The sequence below is a fragment of the Sphingomonas lacunae genome, from assembly GCF_012979535.1.
Taxonomy (GTDB): domain Bacteria; phylum Pseudomonadota; class Alphaproteobacteria; order Sphingomonadales; family Sphingomonadaceae; genus Sphingopyxis; species Sphingopyxis lacunae.
Window position 1 is genome coordinate 59,332 of record NZ_CP053015.1, and the last position, 15,951, is coordinate 75,282.

14 protein-coding genes are annotated in these 15,951 nt (G+C 59.5%); 6 read left to right on the forward strand and 8 right to left on the reverse strand.

Annotation, left to right across the window (positions count from 1 at the left end; genetic code table 11):
• Nucleotides 1–214: 214 nt before the first annotated feature.
• From GV829_RS00220 to GV829_RS00240, 5 genes are all read right to left on the reverse strand, one after another.
• Nucleotides 215–1,714, reverse strand: a complete 1,500-nt coding sequence (locus GV829_RS00220) for a carboxylesterase/lipase family protein (RefSeq protein ID WP_169947731.1) — start codon at nucleotides 1,712–1,714, stop codon at nucleotides 215–217.
• Entirely contained in the window at nucleotides 1,701–2,717 is a 1,017-nt protein-coding gene (locus tag GV829_RS00225) for a sugar kinase (protein WP_425505426.1), read from the reverse strand. Before GV829_RS00225 ends, GV829_RS00220 begins: the two co-directional genes overlap by 14 nt.
• 4 nt (nucleotides 2,718–2,721) lie before the next feature.
• Nucleotides 2,722–3,477: a 2-dehydro-3-deoxy-D-gluconate 5-dehydrogenase KduD gene (gene kduD, locus GV829_RS00230; RefSeq protein ID WP_169943285.1), complete on the reverse strand. Its 756-nt coding sequence runs from the start codon at nucleotides 3,475–3,477 to the stop codon at nucleotides 2,722–2,724.
• 5 nt (nucleotides 3,478–3,482) lie between these two features.
• Nucleotides 3,483–4,115, reverse strand: coding sequence for an RpiB/LacA/LacB family sugar-phosphate isomerase (locus GV829_RS00235; protein WP_169943286.1), 633 nt, complete (start codon nucleotides 4,113–4,115; stop codon nucleotides 3,483–3,485).
• A gap of 96 nt (nucleotides 4,116–4,211) precedes the next feature.
• Nucleotides 4,212–5,231: a LacI family DNA-binding transcriptional regulator gene (locus tag GV829_RS00240; RefSeq protein WP_169943287.1), complete on the reverse strand. Its 1,020-nt coding sequence runs from the start codon at nucleotides 5,229–5,231 to the stop codon at nucleotides 4,212–4,214.
• 80 nt (nucleotides 5,232–5,311) lie between these two features.
• Here GV829_RS00240 and GV829_RS00245 point away from each other — a divergent pair, with 80 nt between their 5' ends.
• The 3 genes from GV829_RS00245 to GV829_RS00255 all read left to right on the forward strand — a co-directional run bounded on the left by GV829_RS00245 (nucleotide 5,312) and on the right by GV829_RS00255 (nucleotide 8,820).
• Entirely contained in the window at nucleotides 5,312–6,256 is a 945-nt protein-coding gene (locus GV829_RS00245) for a 2-keto-4-pentenoate hydratase (RefSeq protein ID WP_246202913.1), read from the forward strand.
• A gap of 60 nt (nucleotides 6,257–6,316) precedes the next feature.
• The gene (locus GV829_RS00250; RefSeq protein ID WP_169943288.1) at nucleotides 6,317–7,615 is read left to right on the forward strand and encodes an MFS transporter; all 1,299 of its coding nucleotides are present in this window, start codon (nucleotides 6,317–6,319) and stop codon (nucleotides 7,613–7,615) included.
• Between the two features lie 62 nt (nucleotides 7,616–7,677).
• Nucleotides 7,678–8,820: an NAD(P)/FAD-dependent oxidoreductase gene (locus GV829_RS00255; RefSeq protein ID WP_169943289.1), complete on the forward strand. Its 1,143-nt coding sequence runs from the start codon at nucleotides 7,678–7,680 to the stop codon at nucleotides 8,818–8,820.
• A gap of 1,165 nt (nucleotides 8,821–9,985) precedes the next feature.
• On the opposite strand, the gene GV829_RS00260 is transcribed toward GV829_RS00255, so the two are convergent.
• From GV829_RS00260 to GV829_RS00270, 3 genes are read right to left on the reverse strand one after another with little or no spacing between them, the layout of a single operon-like run.
• The gene (locus GV829_RS00260) at nucleotides 9,986–11,326 is read right to left on the reverse strand and encodes an RHS repeat-associated core domain-containing protein (protein ID WP_169947737.1); all 1,341 of its coding nucleotides are present in this window, start codon (nucleotides 11,324–11,326) and stop codon (nucleotides 9,986–9,988) included.
• A gap of 21 nt (nucleotides 11,327–11,347) precedes the next feature.
• A complete protein-coding gene (locus GV829_RS00265; RefSeq protein WP_169943290.1) occupies nucleotides 11,348–11,881 on the reverse strand; it encodes a hypothetical protein in 534 nt (177 codons plus the stop codon).
• Nucleotides 11,878–12,819 carry an RHS repeat-associated core domain-containing protein gene (locus GV829_RS00270; RefSeq protein WP_246202915.1) on the reverse strand — a complete coding sequence of 314 codons (942 nt, stop codon included), beginning with the start codon at nucleotides 12,817–12,819 and terminating at the stop codon, nucleotides 11,878–11,880. The genes GV829_RS00265 and GV829_RS00270 overlap by 4 nt, the downstream gene beginning before the upstream one ends.
• A 94-nt stretch (nucleotides 12,820–12,913) precedes the next feature.
• Between GV829_RS00270 and GV829_RS00275 the strand changes: the two genes are divergently transcribed.
• The 3 genes from GV829_RS00275 to GV829_RS00285 all read left to right on the forward strand — a co-directional run bounded on the left by GV829_RS00275 (nucleotide 12,914) and on the right by GV829_RS00285 (nucleotide 15,943).
• Complete coding sequence (locus GV829_RS00275; protein ID WP_169943291.1) at nucleotides 12,914–13,573, forward strand: TetR/AcrR family transcriptional regulator; 660 nt, start codon at nucleotides 12,914–12,916, stop codon at nucleotides 13,571–13,573.
• Between the two features lie 91 nt (nucleotides 13,574–13,664).
• Nucleotides 13,665–15,071: an aldehyde dehydrogenase family protein gene (locus tag GV829_RS00280; protein WP_169943292.1), complete on the forward strand. Its 1,407-nt coding sequence runs from the start codon at nucleotides 13,665–13,667 to the stop codon at nucleotides 15,069–15,071.
• A 98-nt stretch (nucleotides 15,072–15,169) separates the two neighbouring features.
• Entirely contained in the window at nucleotides 15,170–15,943 is a 774-nt protein-coding gene (locus GV829_RS00285; RefSeq protein ID WP_169943293.1) for a crotonase/enoyl-CoA hydratase family protein, read from the forward strand.
• Nucleotides 15,944–15,951: the final 8 nt, after the last annotated feature.

Consider the following 15,951-nt stretch of genomic DNA (forward strand, 5'->3'; position numbering starts at 1 on the left):
TGATCAAAGCAGAATCGACGGGCGGAATATGCGACAGAGAGAGTAGACGCTTCATAGCGGCCTCCTCTTCGCTTGCCTTGTCAAATGTCTCACCCTCAGCATTTCAACAAAGACCCTCATCTCTCTGATCAAGGTCCCGAGACAAAGCAAACAAAAGAACAATTAATATGGCATTTATCGCGTCAATTCATTTGCTTACCGTCTCAGCATAGCATCAACTGCCCGGTTGGATATAGGGCACATGAGCAAATAATTGCCTTTCCCACCGCCTGGGATCATTTTCCACATGACTGTGGACATCGAACAGCATGGTCTTGCGATGGCGCAGTTCATAGGCTGGCCAACCCGGGTTGCCCGTACGGGCAAAGCGAACGAAGGCATCCATAATCGTTCGGCTCATGGCCTGTCGTTCGGGTGTGCTATCAGTGAAGGTGCCAAACGACAGACCAATGTCATCCGTATGCATCGCCTGTTCAAAGTCCAGTTGGTAGACAAAGGTGTTGCCTTGGCCATCCCGGGCTCGTGCCTCTGCCTCTTCCACCTGCCCACGCCAACTGCGTGCTGCCGTGACGATACGATGGAACAGTTCCTCCGGCGCGGCGTGAGGATAGTGTGTCCGGAACTGGGCTACGACCCAATGCGGTTCGATATCGACCCGCATCTCAGGCGCGATGCGCTCCGCAAGATTGGCCCAGTCAAGTCCCAGGAGAACACGCCCGTCAGCCGGATAAAACGCCCGCGTTTCCAGGACAGTGTTGCCGAGCAGCATGGGAATATGCGCCGACTGCGACGGGGCATCGGGCCAGAAGGGGTGTCGATGCAGGTGCCGCATATCAAGCACCGGGCCCATGTAAACACCACCACCCAAAATGGGGTCGGTGGCCGACAGCGCGGCAATCAGTTGCTCGACCGGGGCGGTGGCGGGATCAACGCCCTGCCCCAGTTGATCAAGGAATGCACGGGCACGACGCGCAGCATTGAGCGGCCCTGATGCCGTCACTTGCTGGCCCGACATGGTGATCGCCTTGTGGAACAGGCCCGCCGCCTCGGGCATCGCCATCAGCGTGGCGATCTTGGCCCCACCTCCTGATTGGCCGAACAGCGTGACATTGCCTGGATCACCGCCAAAGGCCGCAATGTTGCGCTGGACCCACTGGAGCGCACAGATCAGGTCAAGCTGGCCCGCATTGCCGCTGTCGGGGAAACGGTCTGGCAGATAAAGATAGCCGAACGCATTGAGCCGGTGGTTGACGGTGACGACGACGACATCGCCGCGCCGGGCCAACTCCGTGCCATCATTGAGCGGGTCAGCCACACTGCCCGCCGAATAGGCACCGCCATGGAAATAGACCATGACCGGCAGGCGCTGATCCGCCAACGGCGTCCTGCCAGGCGTGAAGACATTGAGGAAGAGACAATCTTCATCAACCAAGGGGTAGCGGCCCCCGACCTGCGGACAGGAAGGGATCAGACGACCCGTCGGGATATCCGCCGCACTGTCAGTCACAGGCCTCGGCGCTGCAAAGCGGCCCGGAACAAGACCATATCTGATGCCGCTGAACATTGTCGGGCTGATCGAAAAATAGCGTCCCGACGGCGCAAAGGCCCATGGCGCAATTGGCAAGGCGGCGTCCGCCCGCGACGCAAGCATCATCCCCGCCACAACCCCGCCCGCCATAACGGCACGGCGGCTCAACCCCTCACCGCCGGACATCAAGTCCGCCAGCAATGAAGGCGTCAATGTCGCCTTGCCCGAACAGGCTCGCGTCACCAGGCAGCGAATGTTTCAGCACAGTCAGGGCAAGACCCGTTTCAGCCATCGCCTTTACGTCGCCGCCGGACAGATGCGCATGAAGGACACCTGCGGCAAAGGCATCACCTGCTCCGATGCGGTCAACGATCCCGGTGACGTCAATCTCTTCGGTCTGGTACGCGCCATCGCGTTGGTCGATCCGGGCGGCAATGCGGTGATGATCCGCGCTGACGGTATGGCGAGCGGTTGAAGCAATGAGCTTGAGATGCGGGAAGGCAGCAAAGCCAGCCTCCGCCGCTTCACGCCGCCGATCCGCTCCATCTCCCGAAAAATCATGTCCCAGCGCCAGCGAAAGATCGCGGTGATTGCCAAACAATATGTCGGCCATGCTGATGAGGTCAGACAGTATGGCGCGCGGATTACTGTCCCACGCGTCCCACAACATGGCCCGGTAATTGCCGTCGAACGACACCGGCACGCCAATGCGGCGGGCGGCGCGGGCGGCCTTCAGCGCGGCTTCGGCCGCGGCGGGGCCAAGCGCGGGGGTGATGCCCGAAAGGTGCAGCAAGCAGGCGCCGCCGAGCACGACATCCCAATCCACGCCCTCACCCGGAGCTGAGGCAAAGCTCGACCCACCGCGGTCATAGACTATTTCCGATGCGCGCAGCCCGGCTCCGACGCTGAGGAAATAGAGGCCCATGCGACCTGGCCCGGTGCTCACATGGCGACAATCCACACCACGCCCGCGAACTTCCGCGACAGCGCCGCGGCCCAAGGCGTTGTCGGGCACGCGGCTGATCATCACACAGTCATGGCCGAGGCTGGCAAGGCCGATAGCGACATTGGCCTCTGCCCCGCCAACATGCAGGGAAAGCGAAGGTGATTGCATCAGGAGTTCATGCCCCGGCGCAGTCAGACGGATCAGCAGCTCACCGAAGAAAAGGACTGGGCGGGTCATGACCATCTGGCTAGCGCGCAAGCCAGCCGCCGTCGACGGCAAGGATATGGCCAGTGACATAATCCGAGGCCGAAGACGCGAGAAAAACCGCGGCTCCGGCAATATCCTCTGGTCGGCCCCATCGTCCGGCGGGTATGCGTTCCACAATCTGCCGGTTGCGGGTTTCATCCGCTTGCAATGCAGCAGTGTTGTTCGTTGCAATATATCCAGGGGCGATGGCGTTGACCTGTACACCCTTGGCAGCCAATTCATTGGCCATCGCCTTGGTCACCCCTCCAACCCCGGACTTGGCAGCAGCATAGCTGGGCACACGAATGCCGCCCTGAAAGGTCAGCAGGCTAGCAATGTTGATGATCTTGCCTGACCCGCGCTCCACCATATGGCGCGCGGTGGCCTGGCTGAGAAAAAACAGAGACTTGAGGTTCGTGTCTGTTACCGCGTCCCAATCCTCCTCGCTGAAATCGAGCAGATCGGCGCGGCGGATGATACCGGCATTGTTGACGAGGACGTCGAGTCGGCCAAGTCCGGTTAGCGCCTCTTCCACCACCCGCTGCACAGGTTCAACCGATCCCAGATCCGCTCGGATATTGACCACCTTGCGCCCGGTCGCCTCGATAAGATCCAGCGTCTCAGTCGGTTCGGATCGACCCGCGACGGCAACATCGGCCCCGGCCTCGGCAAGGGCAAGGGAGATGGCCTGGCCAATGCCGGTATTGGCACCTGTGACAAGTGCGACTTTGCCAGTCAGATCAAAGGAAATCGTCATGAAGATCAAAGCCCGCGCAGATAGGCGGCAATGTCATCATCCTGACAATTCGGATAAAAGAAATCGGCGAAATGTTCGCCAGCGATGGCTGCCTTGAGGAGATCCTGATCGACGCCTTTTAGAACACTCACCATGTCGCGGCAGGATGCAGCCTTCATGTCCTTCAGCTTGCTTCGATTGGCAGCCATGAAGTGTGCCCGCTCCTTGGGATAGCCGGCACCGCCTTCATTTTCGAATATCTTGCGATAACAATCTTGCAGATTCAGCTCAGCAGCCCAGCCGAACCCTTTCGAATAGGGCATGGAAATTGCATTGCCATCATTGATCTGGCTGAACAGGAAAGCATCCGTCGGATCGATGACGAGGCCGCAGAAAACTCCTGGCATGGCGTTACAGGCCAGCATCGAACCCATTCCTGTGCCACAGCCAGTGACAACAAAGTCCGCAGCCTTTGAATTCAGCAATATGCCCGCCAGCAGACCGTTCATCACGTAAGTCAGGGAAGCACTGTCCTCCGCCGAATACATGCCATAATTGAAAACCTCATGACCAAGCGGTTCGGCAACCGCCACCAATGCCTCATGGACAAGCGCGTTCTTCGCCGCCTGGCTGTTCTCGATGATCAGCGCGATTTTCATATATGTGCCGTCCCAATTGCTCCGGCCCGCAGGCCGACATTGCGTGAAATTCCGGCCAATGGTAACCGGTGTCAAGACGGGATACAACCCGGCGCTTCATCCTTTTGGCGGAGCAGCGACCGACGACCGGCGAATCAGGCTCGAAAGGAACAATGACGGCTCATCAGCCGCATGGTCGGGATCAATCAGCTTGAGCGCCGCCGCTCTGGCCATAGATACGATCGGCCAGCGCACCGTGGTTAAAGGCGGCCACATATGTGCGGCTATGGCCGTATCGTCGAACCCGACGATCGACAGTTGGTCCGGCACGCGCAACTCACGCTGCCGTGCGGCATGCAAGACGCCGGCCGCCATCTCGTCATTCGATGCAAAAATAGCCGTTGGTCTGGGGCTGAGGTCGAGAAGCCTTTCAGCTGCAGCCCTTCCCGAATCGAAGGTATAATTGCCATCTGCAATCATCGATCGCGGGATCGTAATGCCGGCTTCGGCCAAAGCATGCTCAAACCCAGCCATCCGCTCCTCAGCGGACCTGAAGCCGGGAGGGCCAGCAATAAAGCCGATCCGCTGGTGGCCGAGGGAAATGATATGCCGAACCGCCTCTGCGACCGCATCTCGATCGTTTGAGGCGACCAGATGCTCCGGATCATCGAGCGTGGTCGATCCCATTCGCACATAGGCGCAACCGATCTCACGGCACATGGAAGCCAACTCTTCATTCTCGGAGATTGGCGGCAACAGCAGAACCCCGGCCAACCGCTGCTGCTCAAGGAAATTGCGGATGTCAGCAACCATGGTCGGTGATCGGCGATCAACCGGCCGGACTACCAAGGCATAGCTGGTTTCCCTGATGGCCTCGAGGATGCCTTCCTGCACACCCAGCACCATCTGCCCATTCGGATTGTCATGGATCAAGCCGATCAGAAAATTGCGCCGCAAAGCGAGAGCTCGAGCCTGAGGATTGGGAACATAGCCCAGCTCGGCAATAACCTCCTCCACCCGCCGACGTGTCTCTTCATTGAGCAGCGGCGACTGGTTGATGACCCGGCTGACGGTCTTCTTGGACACACCCGACAAACGGGCGACGTCGTTGATTGTAGGCTGCCCCGTGCGCTTCATTCCTTCTCTCTAGGGCTAATGATGCAGTCGTGCCAGCCTCTATCAGCGCACAAAGCAAAGCCGCAGGGCAATAAGCCTTCTTGCCATTGACACCGGTTTCCTATACGCCCGCCACCACGGTCAACAAGATCGCAGACGGGAGAGACACGTTGCCGGACAATGGCGCCATGCACTTGCGCACTTCTGATCCTGAGGGCCCCGTCAATGATCCTGCACCAGGACAAGCGCTGCTGGCCGCACGCGCCTTTGTCACTGCCCGACGCACTGCAACAACAGTGCCGGATTATCCCGGAACTCTGCCGCAAAGCTTTGCCGAAGCCTATGCAATCCAGTCCCGCGCGATAGACCTGTTCGATGAACCCATTGGCGGCTGGAAAGTCGGCAGGGTTCATGAGCCACAGGCCAGCCAATTGGGCACGACCCGGCTTGCCGGGCCGATATTCGCCAGCAGCATCGTCCATGCGACCGCCGGCACCATGATCGAGATGCCAGTCTTTGCCGACGGCTTTGCCGCTGTGGAAGCGGAAATGCTGCTCCGGGTCACACAGGTTTCGGACAATCCCGCTGCACTTGATGACGCCGCGATCCTTGATCTGATCGATGCGGTCCATGTCGGAATTGAAGTGGCCAGTTCGCCCTTTGCAGGCATCAATGCGCTGGGACCTCTCGTGACAGCGTCCGATTTCGGCAACAATGCCGGTCTGGTCGTGGGCCCTGCCCTGCCCGACTGGCGCCATCGCGACCTGAGCCGCTTGCATGCCGCCATGTCGATCAATGGCGTCGATCAGGGCGAAGGCGACATGACCAGTCTGCCCGGCGGCCCCATAGAGTCGGTGCGCTTCCTGCTTGGCAATCTGGCCGAACGGGGCATTGGCGGCGGCGGGCCATTCTGGGTCTCGGCCGGAGCCATCAGCGGCGTGCATGTCATCAAGCCCTGTAGCGAGGCAGCGGCCTGCTTTGACGGACAATGGACAGTCAGGTGCCGGACGCGGGCAGCTACGCCCACGACGAAGACAACAGGGTAGAGCCCATAGCAACAATGCGGCGACCGGCAGACAAGAACCGGAGCCGCCCGGGAGAAAGCCATGACAGAGGCCAGCCATACCGCCGCCACGCCGCCACCCGTGATCAAACAGGGACACTATCGCTGGTCGATAGTCGCCCTGTTGTTCGTCGCAACAACGATCAACTACATTGACCGGACCATGCTGGGCCTACTGGCTCCTGATCTCAGCGTCGAACTCGGCTGGAGCGAAAATGACTATGGCAACATCGTTACCGCCTTTCAGGCCGCTTATGCCTGCGGCTTTTTGGTCATGGGCTGGCTGATCGACCGGTTCGGGCCAAAGATTGGCTATGCCATTGCCATCTGCGTATGGACCGTCGGCCACATCGCCCACGGCTTCGCCTCTTCGGTGACCGCATTTATGGCAGCCCGTGTGGTTCTGGGCGTCGGCGAAGCCGGCCATTTCCCCGCCGTGGTCCGCGCCAGCAGCGAATGGTTCCCGCAAAAGGAGCGGGCCTATGCGATCGGCTGGGTCAACAGCGCCACCACCATCGGCGTCATCCTGACTGCGCCGACCATTGCCCTGTTCATGCACCTGCTCGGCTTTGACTGGCGCGAGACATTCTGGATCACCGGCATTTTCGGGGTCATCCTCCTCATCATCTGGCTTTGGCACTACAGCAATCCGCGCGAGAGCGGGCGGGTTAGCGAAGGCGAGCTGGCCTGGATCGAGCATGACCCGCCCGAGCAGGTCCAACAGATCGGCTGGAGCCGGATTGTCACCAAAAGGGAGGCATGGGCCTTTGCCGTCGCCAAATTCCTGACCGACCCTGTCTGGTTCCTGATGCTGTTTTGGCTGCCGAAATATTTCGCCAGCACCTATGATGTTGATCTCAAGGTCGTGCTCCTGCCCATGATCATCATGTACCTCTTGTCGGATGTTGGCAGCATCGCCGGCGGATGGCTGTCGTCACGGCTGATCCAGAACGGCCACAGCGCCAATTTTGCTCGCAAGATCACCATGATAGTATCGGGCATGTGCGTCCTGCCGTTGCTGTTCGTCACCGGCGTCGACAATATGTGGCTGGCGGTCGTCCTGATCGGCATCGCTCTCGCCGGACACCAGTCCTTCTCTTCCAACCTGCTGTCCTTGCCACCAGACATGTTCCCCAAACGGGCCGTGGGGTCGGCGATCGGCCTGGGCGGATTTGCAGGCGGCATCGGCGGCATGATCATGGCGAAGTCCACCGGACTCGTCCTTGATGCCACCGGCGGCAACTATACCCTGATCTTTGCCGTATGCACCGCCACCTATTTTCTGGCTGTGACGGCCATTCACCTGCTTTCACCCCGGCTGACTCCCGTGACGGTTGAGTAAGGAAATCGCTGGAGAAATCCGATTGAAGGGGGGATGACGCGCTGTACCATTGTCGATAGACCATGGCCATGCAATGCGCGGACTTCCTTGTCATCGGCGGCGGCATCGCCGGACTTTCGGCCGCGGCGCGGCTGACGCTGTCGGGCAATGTCACCGTGATCGAGGCGGAAACGGCACTCGGCTATCACTCCTCCGGGCGAAGCGCGACTTTCTGTCACTATGGCATCGGCAATGCGACGGTGCGCGGCCTGACCAGCTTCAGTCGCGCTTTCTTCCAAGAGCCACCGGCGGGATTCAGCGACTATCCGCTCGCCAAGTCCAAATCGGCCCTGTTCATCGCGACGGAAGCCATGCTGCCGACATTGGCGGAGCTGGCCACATCGATGCGACGGTTCACGGACACAATCAGCGAGGTCGATGAGGCCGGGATGCTTGAGCTGGTCCCGGTGCTGAGGACGGGTCAAGACGCGATCATCGCCGGGGTCGTCGACAGCAGCGGCCTCAAACTCGACACCGACGCCCTGATGCAGGGCTATGCCCGGATCGTGCGGCGCGGCGGCGGCACGATCATCAACGGCCAGCGGGTCGGTGGGATCCACCGGTCTGACGGCCTTTGGCAGGTAACAACCGCAGACGGCAGCAGCCATGCCGCGCCGATCCTGGTCAACGCGGCCGGCGCCTGGGCTGACCAACTGGCCGCACTCGCCGGCGTGCGTCCGCTTGGCCTTGAGCCCAAACGGCGGACTATGATCGTCATCGATCCGCCCGCAGGCATGGCGGTCAATGACTGGCCCTTCACCAAGACCGCGACCGATGATTTCTACATGCTGCCCGACAGCGGGCGATTGATGGCATCGCCCGTCGATGAAGTGCCGAGCGAGCCCTGTGATGCACAGCCGGAGGAGTATGACCTCGCGCTCGCCGCCTGGCAGGCGGAGCAATATACCACCCTGCCGGTCGTCCGCATCGCCCACCGCTGGGCCGGTTTGCGCAGCTTTGTTGCCGACCGGGTGCCCACCGCGGGTTTCGCTCCCGACGCGCCGGGATTTTTCTGGCTGGCGGGACAAGGCGGCTATGGCATCCAGACGGCACCCGCCATGGCGGCGATCAGCGCCGCGCTGATTACCGGCGGCGACTGGCCAAAGGAACTGACGGCGCTCGGCGTGACGCCAGCCAAAATTTTGCCCGACCGGCTGCTGGGCTGACCCGGCCCGGCGGCACCGCCGCGAACCGCTGGTGCCCTGCTGGTCTGCTCCACGGGCCGCAAAATCGCGCTACAGCGTGACGCTGTGCTTGACACTATATGGGGGGTAAACGACGGCCGCCTGCGGGTTTGAGGGCGGTTTTTGGGCTGTGGTGTCAACCTAAGACAGTAATACAGTGAGGGCTGCCGTGGTGCCTTGGCGTTGCTAACAGTCGTCGCCCCGGACCTGATCCGGGGCCGCTGTGTTGCGGGCGCGACGGCGGCGTTTTGAGGAGAGCAGGCCCGGATCAGGTCCGGGCCGACGGGTGGTGGAGGGCTGGGCGCCACACCCCTCTCCCGCTGGCGGGAGAGGATAGGGACGCTTGCCAGCTTGCTGGCTAGCGGAGCTTGGAGAGGGTGGGTGGCGCTGAGTCCCGGGAATCTCTTGGTCGCCTCTGCCGCGCCCGCCACCCTCATCCCGCTTCGCCTGACGCCGCTTCGCTCCATAATGCTCCGCATCCTTCTCCCCTTGGGAGAAGGAAAGGGTTCGCGCGGAGGCGCGGAGGCGCGGAGAAGAGCGCGGAGAAGAAATTGGGAGAGGAGCAGGATCGCCAGCATGGCGGGAGGGTCTCATACCCGGTGCCCTGTAGGAAAGCAGAATTTGATCCGTTTTTGTTCTTATACGCCTCTGACCAGCAGTTTCGGTGTACCCCGACGAAAGTCGGGGTCAGGAGCACTATGGCACAAACGTCCCACTGGCTGTTTGGGATGTCCACCTTCGCCCTGGGCCCCGGCCTTCGCCGGGGAACGCGACAGGCAAAAGAGTTCGCGCCAAGACGCCAAGTCGCCAAGGGGGCAGCGCTTACCGATCAGCAGCACCCTGCCCGAGGTGCCGCGCCACGCGGCAAGTGGTGGGCATGGACGACCTGTCAACGGATGCGACTGGTGCGCGTATTTGGGGGTTTACAGACGTGTCACCGTAATTCCCGTCACCGTAGTTCCCCGGCATTCGAGGCGACGGGATCAGATACTATCTGCGGTGAATGACATTGCGGATTACAGGTCCAAAAATTATAAGCCCAAGAACTACCATCGCCGGTATCGTATAAAACGCATACTTGCCGATCTCGGCAAGGAAGACCGTGTGAACGATGAGCAGGGCTATATAGGCGATCTTCCACATAATTTTAACACTCAGGAATATTTGAGCTGACGACTCTGCCGCGGGTCATACTTGCAGCTGCACCGCCCCCACCTTCGAGTCCGCCTTGGATTGCAGCCAGATTCCCGTCGCCATCGAAAGAGGAATCAATGCCGACGATCGCGCCAGCCCGTAACGCTGTGCCTTGCCCGACAAGCGACCTCAAATCCGGTGATACACCGCCCGAATATCCAAGAGAGGCATACAACCCGAGGTGCGCTGAGCCGACAGCAATAACGCCTTCCGAACCTGAATACGCGTCATGGAACCTGAGGAAGGAGATGCCTGCGCCAAAGACCAGCGAAAAGTCTAGATTTGCGCCATGGAAGGTAACTACGCCGTCGTCGAGAGTCCTCGGACCTGCACCTACAATCCGCCGACCGTTATCAGCCAAGCAGTATGGATTTTTCTTTTTCGGCCTGCGTCCGGTGACAACGATGTCCTTATTACTCTCAGTCCCTGGACTATACCCATTAGCGTAATTCAGTGCTGGAAATGTATGCAGGATGGAATTTGTGTCTCTAGGACCAATAACAATAATAGGCCTATTCACATAGGTTGCCATCCCCGTCGGATCGCGCATATTCAGCGGATCATTGCCGACATAGGCATAGAGGTTCATCTGGTCCTGATAGCCGATGGGGTCAGTCTGCAAAAACCGGCCCAGCGTCGGTGAGTAGATGCGGGCCTTGTAGTGGTACATGCCCAGTTCCGGGATCCACGCCTGGGTCTCGGGACTTGCCTGTCCCCCGGACAGGCGCGTGCCTCGACTATATTGGAACCGGCCAAGGTTGGTCGCGTCGGGCACGCCCCAATCGTCATAGCGATCGATCGCCAGCAGCGCGCCGGTGCCGTTGGTGATGCCCACGATGCTCCCCTGATTATCGGCGAACAGATGGCGGCGGCTGGTCGCCGTCACCGTGGCGCCTTCATACCATATAATCGGATCATCAACAGAGGCCCCGTGCACATATCGGCGCAACAGGGTGCCGGTTGAACTATATTCGGCGACCAACTCATCCCCATCGTAGAGGAACCGCGTTACCCCCGCGCTGCCGCCCGAGGTTTCATAGAGGCGACCGAGCGGATCATAGATGAGGTTGGCGGTGCGCGCGCCGGTAGCCGCGATCAGGCGGTTCTGCACATCATAGGTGTAGCTGGTCGATCCATCCGAAGTGAGGTTGCCCCGCGGATCATAGGTGAAGCTCGCCGTGCCAGCTGTCAGATATTGGTTGAGGCCGTTGACGCTGTAGGTGCGGGCGACATTGGCAGCGACAATTCGGGTAAATGTGGACGTGTCACCGTAATTCCGTTGTTCAATTCCCAGACGAGGTTCGCACCAGCAATTTCAACAAAAAATTGAATCGCAATACAATTCCCTCCTTTTGTCTGGAGTTATATCAGAAAACTGCTCAAAATTTATATTCAATTTTTTGACTATTTCCACAGATTCTATAGTATAAAAAACTCCATCTGGCGCCTCCGCCACGCTGATTCTGGCTATTTTGCCTTTGAAAGCAAAAATCTTTGCTTTATCCCATTGGCCATCTAAATCATCTACAGTATTTGAGATAAATCTATTATAACTTAACCCATTTTCCGATATAAAACCTTTATCATCGATGATTTTCAAGGCATTTATCGCCACATTAATAGTATTATCGCGACCTTGAATAGATGTGTAGCACCTTACAGACACAAAATTTGTGAAAACTTCCGTCTTGTTTTCAACAAGTATGAGTATTGCTTGAATGTCGCCTTCACTTGTTGACCAACATTTTGGAATATTTAAATATTCTTGATATGATACATTATTTATTTGTTGGCTTTGATTAAGGTAGCCTGAACAAGCCAAGAATAATATAAATATATATTTAGTCATGGAAACATCGGCCTCCCAGCCTCTGCATCAATAGCACTATCTATATCTTGAGAACATGTAGATCTAATAAGACAATAACTTGACATTCTAAAATGTAAATAACCTCTCCAATCCAAATTTGATCCTGCGAAATCACCAAATTCAGCTCTATTCATTAAAAATGACATAACAAAAGGCCTAACTTCACGTTCGAGTCGGTTAAGACCCCCTACCTGTTGTCCTTGGTGGACCATCTCATGGGCCACCACTGCACCTACTGACAACCCCGTTCTCTCGATTTTTCTCGTGTCTATTTCGATAATGTTTCCTACCAAATGATAGCGACCTACAGGTGTTCCGGAAATTTCGCCTGTTTGCACTGTAACACCACCGCTACCTTCTGTTCCGAACCTGTCCATCATTCGCCCTATCGCAGCCGCTGCTGCGCGAAAAGCGTGATTCTGGGCTGGAGAGGCCGACATATTGCGAGCCTGCCTTAGATAGTAATTCCGAGCAGCCTCCATTGCACCCTGCGCACTTCTAGCTGCTGCACAAGCGTCGATTGTTTTACATTCATACATCCCCATCGGATCCCGCCCATTCAGCGGATCATTCCCCACATAGGCATAGAGGTTCATCTGGTCCTGATAGCCGATGGGGTCCGTCTGCAGGAACCGGCCCAGCGTCGGTGAGTAGATGCGGGCCTTGTAGTGGTACATGCCAAGCTCGGGGATCCACGCCTGGCCGGTAAACTGGAACCGGCCAAGGTTGGTGGCGTCGGGCACACCCCAATCGTCATAACGGTCTATCGCCAGCAGCGCGCCGGTGCCGTTGGTGATGCCCACGATGCTCCCCTGATTATCGGCGAACAGATGGCGGCGGCTGGTCGCCGTCACCGTGGCGCCTTCATACCATATAATCGGATCATCAACACCCGCCCCGTGCACGTAACGGCGCAACAGCGTGCCGGTTGAACTATATTCGGCGGTCCATTCAGGGCGAAAACCCTAAAAAGGAACTGACAGCGCCGTTACGGCTTGCTAGGCCTTGACCATGGCACGTAATACCCGCGACCGCATTCTGGGCGAAGCCCGCCGGCTGTTCAACGAACTGGGCTATGGCAATGTCACCACCGCTGCCCTGGCGGCGAGTGTCGGCATTGCCGAGGGCAATTTATGGTATCATTTCAAGAACAAGCTGTCCCTGCTCGACGCGCTGATCGACCAGTTTGAACAGGATATTGCCAAGCGGCTAGCGCTGCGTCCGGGCGAGGTGACGGGCGGCGACCTGCTGGATGATTATGCCGCCTTTGTCCTCGCCTTTGGCAAGGAATTGCGCGACTGGCGGTTCCTTTACCGCGACCATATCGAATATGGTGACAAGGGCCCGCGCATGGCGGAGTTGCAGCCGGGCTGGTACCGGCAGAATTACCAGCAGCTTGAAAGCTATTATGCGCGGCTGATCGACGATGGGCTGCTCGACTGGCCGCGTGCCCGGCTCGCCGATCTTGTCATCAATGCGACGATTATTTTCCGTTTCTCGCTCGAATATTTTCGCGAAAGCGGCCAGCCGGTAGAGGCGGGATCGGGAGCCGTGACCAAGGCGCTGACGCAGCATCTGACGCTGTTCGAGCACCGCATGGACCCGGCACTGGCACAGCGGCTGAGATCGGCGCTGGAACAGCCCGCTGCCGCAGCGCTCGAACCCGCCTGACGCGGGCGGCAGTTGACGCTGCGGTGCGGGTGACGCTGCATGAACACAACAACAGGTCGGCGATCAGCGGACCGGAGGGAGAGTGAAGAGCATGAGTGACTATCAGATGCTGATTGGCGGCCAGATGGTCGACGGCGACATGACCATGGACGTGATCAACCCGGCGAATGAGGAGGTGGTCGCCACCTGTCCGCGCGCATCGAAGGCGCAGCTCGACGCGGCGGTTGACGCCGCCCGCGCTGCCTTCCCCGCCTGGGCGGCGACACCGATTGCCGAACGCAAGGCCTTGCTGGTCAAGGCGGCCGAGGCGATCGAGGCCAATGGTGCCGAGATTGCCCGTGTGCTGGTGCAGGAACAGGGCAAGCCGATGCAAGGGGCGATGGAGGATGTCTACGGCGGTGCCGCCTTCTTCCGCTATTTTGCGTCGCTCGACCTGCCGGTCGATGTGATTGCCGATGATGATGCCCGCCGGGTCGAGGCGCATTACAATCCGCTGGGCGTGGTCGGCGCGATCATCCCGTGGAATTTCCCGATCATCCTGATGTGCTTCAAGCTGCCGCCGGCGCTGCTCGCCGGCAACACGGTGGTTGCCAAGCCGGCCGCGACGACACCGCTGGCGACGCTGATGATCGCGCGCCTGCTCAAGGATATTTTCCCGGCCGGCGTGGTCAATGTCATCACCGACGCCAATGACCTGGGCGGCGAGATGACGGCGCATCCGGGAATCGACAAGATCAGCTTCACCGGATCGACCGCGACGGGCAAGAAGGTGATGGCGGGTGCGGCCGGCAGCCTCAAGCGCGTGACGCTCGAACTGGGCGGCAATGACGCGGCGATCGTGCTCGACGATGTCAATGTGAAGGAGACCGCGCCGAAGCTGTTCGGCGCCGCGTTCGGCAACAGCGGGCAGATTTGCATCGCGGTCAAGCGGCTCTATGTCCACGACAAGATCTATGACGAAATGGTCGATGAGCTTGCCGAGCTCGCCAACAATGCGATCGTTGGCGACGGTCTGGAGCAGGGGACGCAGTTCGGCCCGCTGCAGAACAAGATGCAATATGAGCGGGTCAAGGAGCTGCTCGACGATGCGCGCGGCCATGGCACCATCGCCGCCGGTGGCGAAGTGCCCGACGGCCCCGGCTATTTCATCCGCCCGACGATTGTCCGCGATATCAGCGATGGCGCGCGGCTGGTCGATGAGGAGCAGTTTGGCCCGGTGCTGCCGGTGATCCGCTGGTCCGACACAGCCGATGTCGTGGCGCGGGCCAATGCCTCTGAATATGGTCTGGGCGGATCGGTGTGGTCGAGCGATCTTGACCGGGCGATGGAGGTTGCCCGGGCGATGAACAGCGGATCGATCTGGATCAACAAGCATGCAGACCTGTCGCCCGATGTACCCTTTGCCGGGGCCAAGCAATCGGGCATCGGCACCGAACTGGGCGAAGAGGGCCTGCGCGAATTCACCCAGCGCAAGATCATCAACATGGCCAAGGCCTGACAGCATCGGCGCGGGCCGGTGCAACTGACAGCTTGACGAGGGCTGCGATTCCGGGCGAGCGGGATCGCAGCCTTTTTCACATCACAAGGGAGAGAGAGATGTCCGACGAGAGTGCCCCCGCCGTCCTGACCGAAGTGCGCGGCAATGTTCTGATCATCACCATGAACCGGCCCGAAGCCAAGAATGCCGCCAACAAGGCGCTGGCCGAAGGCGTGGCCGCGGCGCTCGACCAGCTCGACAGCGACGACAGCCTGTTCGTCGGCATCATCACTGGTGCGGGCGGCACCTTCTGCTCGGGCATGGACCTGAAGGGCTTCCTGCGCGGTGAAACGCCTAGCATTCCGGGACGCGGCTTTGCCGGACTGACCGAAGCCCCGCCGAAGAAGCCGCTGATCGCCGCGGTCGATGGCTATGCGCTGGCAGGCGGCATGGAAGTCGCGCTGGCGTGCGACATGATCGTCGCCAATGCCAATGCCAAGTTCGGCATCCCCGAAGTGAAGCGCGGCCTTGCCGCCGCTGCCGGTGGCCTTATCCGCCTGCCGCGCCAGCTGCCCTATCGCGTGGCGATGGAAATGGCGCTGACCGGTGATTTCTTCTCGGCGCAGCGCGGCCATGAGCTGGGTCTAGTCAACCGCATCACCGATGGCGTTGCGCTTGACGCGGCGCTCGAACTGGCAGCGACGATTGCCGCCAATGGTCCGCTCGCCGTGGCCCGTTCCAAGCAGGTGATCGTCGAATCGCGCCTGTGGAGCGAGGAAGAGCAGTGGAAGAAGCAGTTCGAGATCGTCGGACCGGTCTTTGCGTCCGAAGACGCGCGTGAAGGTGCGGCGGCCTTTGCCGAAAAGCGGGCGCCGAACTGGAAGGGCAAGTAACAGCGCCC